Below are 3,370 nucleotides of genomic sequence, written 5' to 3'. Positions count from 1 at the left end.
ACGACTGTCAGGGGATTACCGTATCTGTACAGGCTGACGCTTACGAATCGACGTCTCCAAGGGCATGATCTTTATCGTCATGTCCAGTTTACTGATACGACTCTTCGCTCATCCTTGAGTTGTCAAACAGACTCTGAAAGCTAAGAGGATCACGAAATCCACCACTCTCTTTCATGATGCACCTCCTAGTGGATGTGGTCACAAGCAAAATGAAGACATCACCAAGCGCCGACCGTCGTTGGTGATATGTCATGTATAAGCAAGGAACGTGGATGATTGAACATCTGAATATCACGAAATGAGCGAAGCCGATCAAATTCCTGTATTTGTATTCCTCGTGTAGTTTTGGCGATTTCAGCGCCCAATAATAATGCTTCCGCCTCCGCTAATGGACAGTCGACTGCTTTGGATCTAAGAAGTATATCTTTTATTATGGTGTAAACTTCGTACATTTCATCGTTCAAAACAGGCGTTTTCTCATCTTCCTTTAATGATCTTTGATATAAAATTTTTGCCCTTTCTGCATTGTACTCAAACCAATATATTATATTATTTCTATCATCGTCATACGTACCATACCGAGCCGCATTGATCGCTTCATAGGCGCCATCTAAATTGCCCATAAGGCGCTTGATCTTGGCATCTTCAATTCTGAAGCAGGCTTCATCATGTTTTCCCTGGGCGCTGCGTAAGCACTTGTTTAGATAGTTTGATGCGTCGAGGAGAAGGTTGTATCGACTACGGTAGCTTGAACAAGCTTTCTGAATCAAGAATTGAACATATCTTCTGCCATTTGCATTGTTCATGGGGATGTTAGGATTATCTTCTCGATGTTGAGGATTGTATCTCTCCTCGAGATGCTCGTTAATGATTAGCGCGGACTTGAAATATCCTTCCGCAGCTCGCAAATCTCCGACGATGGCGGATATCTTGCCCAGACGGCTGAGAAAATCCACCGAGGCTCGGAGATTGGGAATTTCCGTATCACTCGTCGATCGTTCAGTAAATTTCCTGATTTGATCCTTCACCTCTTCATGCAGTTCCTCCGTATGTGACATCTCCCGGGCACTGGTCTTGAAATTACAATTCTTGGAAAGGAAATCTTCACAGGTCTCCCGTGCCTCAGGATAACGCCCCACCTGAATAAGGATATCAGCATTGGCTTTCGTCACCTGCTTCTGAACATAAGGCGAACTGCTTGCCTCCTTGAGAAGATAAGAGGTGATTTCCAGCGCTACCTTCGTTCGACCGGTCTGCATGGCAGAAATGGCTAGTGACAAGGAAAGATCACTCAGCGCTGCAGGCTTCAGGAAATCGCGAAGGCTATCCACCTTCGATTTAATATCCGACGGATCGAAGGAATAGGCGGTGACGGCGCTCCCCAAATTCAGGAAACTGGCAAGCAGCCGATAGCGTGTTTCATACATTCCATATTTGCTGATGAGCCGGAAATGGGAGGAAGGGCCGGATTTGCGGTTTCCCTCCAGGCTGATGCGCCACAGCCTGTAGAAGGCGACGGCAGTGATATCCCGCGTCGGCAGGCTTTCGGCGTTGCGTGAGCATTCTTCCAGAATCTGGACCAATTGATCGAGCGAAATGATCGCGCCATACTGATCACGGTCTGAGGTGTCATCCTTCAATGATATCTTCGTATGCGTGGATGGGGAGACCGTGGCGCTGGCCAACAGCGCATGGGTTCCCTGGATCAACCTCTCCACATTTTTCTTGTCCAGAAAGAATAAGGCGCCTTTGGGCGTGGCCGGCTCGTCCTTCAATATCTTCTCCACCTGTCGCTGAAATCCCAAAGCGGCCTGCAAGGCAAGTGAAGCTAATTTGGTATAGACTGCGCGGGCCTCCCTTATGTTCTTCAGTTCCCAATGCCTCAGGATCTCGTTCCGCAGGAACTCGTCCAGAACTATAAACTTATTCTCCTCCGTCCCGTCCGGGGATATCTCGACATGTTCTACCATCAAAGCGCGAACAAGTTCGATAGCCTCCATGGGCGAACCTGGAATTCTACCATAGTTGTAAATCGCTTTATGTGATTCCGGCCTAAGTTCCAAAGCCAGATCATTGAAAATACGGATCCGCACACCATCAACGGAGGACGCGATGAGCCTCAGCGTCGACAGGCTGGTCAAGGTCAGTTTATCCAAAGCATTCCATGTTTCGACCGGTCTTCTATCCGATGTCGTAGCAGGATGAGTTATGGTGGTATTATAGACCCTCAGCTTCCTGCTTTCGGCCTCGATGGAGGATTGGGAGAATTGTTGTTCGAGATATGCAATTCCTTCAATTTCTGCGGTCACATATGCCGTATCGCGGACAATTTCAGTGCCCGACGAATTCGTATTCGCAGAATAATGATGTGCCGACAGGTAGATCGTAGGATACTCTAGACATATGGAAAATAGTGGCAACTTGCTCGTTATGAGCATTTTTGCCTCCACATGCCCTGAAGGAAGGAAGGCATTGTGCATCAGCATATATAGATTATCGTCATATATACGAAAAAAATCTGAGGCTGATTTTCTGTCTACATCTTGGAAGCTATCATAATTCTCTACTATAAGTATGAATTTTCTTTCCGCTGCGATTTCTTTAATGAAGGAAAGATTGTTGGTGGCAACTTTTCTTGTTTTTGCTTGTAATATTTCCGCTATTTTCTTGATCAAGCTATTGGAGTCTTTGTAGTTCTGTGCATTCAAATGCATGTATTCATATGAGGGGCGACAGCTCTCGCTGCCAAGCCACGTCTGGAGCAGCCCTCTGGCGGACGAGCCGTCACGGCTGACGATGCCTGCTAACCGCTTGCCCTCGGTTTGGCCGAATCTTGCCAGCGGTTCGATAACATCATCATAGATGGTTGATATGGATGTGGGGTCAGCCATTTCCTTGTGCAGGCAGACCGCATGGCCATGTACGCGAATTTTCTTAATGAAAGTCAAAATGTCCGGGCAACTCGCCTCCAGAAAATCACCATCTGCAGAATAACCTACCTCTTCCATAAGAGTAATGATTCTTTGTGTGAAATAAATGGCGCTTTCAGGGCTACGATTGTTTATCCAATTGGACCATCTGGATTTCAATATCTCCGGATCTTTCCAATATGTTCCATTTGTTTTGGTAATCTTTTGTATTATTTTTAACCTGTTTGGTATCGGGAGAGACTCGTTGTCGAATGCCACATCGCGTTCAGAAAGATCGATTGATCCGCCTGCGGTAGGATAGGTAATGGTACCGCTCACAATATCCTCGTTACAAAAATCTGCCGCAGAGTGCAATGCGGGGGTGGTAGTATGTCATTTTATATGATTCTGGTTCAGATGCCAGAATATATGTACAGATACGGTAATCCCCTGACAGTCGC

At 46.5% G+C, this 3,370-nt stretch carries 1 protein-coding gene; it reads right to left on the bottom strand.

Annotation, left to right across the window (positions count from 1 at the left end; translation table 11 throughout):
• Window positions 1–218 precede the first annotated feature (218 nt).
• Complete coding sequence (locus ACODTW_RS28170) at window positions 219–3,248, bottom strand: hypothetical protein (RefSeq protein WP_488949540.1); 3,030 nt, start codon at window positions 3,246–3,248, stop codon at window positions 219–221.
• Window positions 3,249–3,370: the final 122 nt, after the last annotated feature.

This window comes from Niveispirillum sp. FG148, from assembly GCF_057809655.1.
The sequence above is the reverse complement of the archived record's forward strand: the minus strand, read 5'-3'. Positions and strand labels throughout refer to the sequence as shown.